This is a genomic window from Mesorhizobium sp. M1A.T.Ca.IN.004.03.1.1 (assembly GCF_003997555.1).
In the GTDB taxonomy this organism is placed as follows: domain Bacteria; phylum Pseudomonadota; class Alphaproteobacteria; order Rhizobiales; family Rhizobiaceae; genus Mesorhizobium.
In genome coordinates, this window is record NZ_RZTV01000329.1 from 1 (window position 1) to 271 (window position 271).

At 65.7% G+C, this 271-nt stretch carries 1 pseudogene; it reads left to right on the plus strand.

Annotation, left to right across the window (positions count from 1 at the left end):
• Positions 1–271: pseudogene (locus tag EOD29_RS31855) on the plus strand (marine proteobacterial sortase target protein); the annotation flags it as partial.

Consider the following 271-nt stretch of genomic DNA (forward strand, 5'->3'; position numbering starts at 1 on the left):
AGCCGCTCGGCTCGGCCAAGCTGCCGCTCAATCTGCCGGATGGTTGGGATTTCGATAAAGTCTCCGGCGAAAACGCTGCCCCTCTTGGCGGCGCAGAACGCCATGGCTCGGCTACGCCGGCAGAAAACAGCGGGCCGCAGCAGGCGGCGGTCGAAACACAGGATCTCGCCGCATCGCCGGAGATCGCAAACATGATGGCCGCAGCCCCGACCGCCAAGGCCGCCACCATGATCGCGCAGAAGAGCTCTACCGTGAACCTGCCGCAGACGGC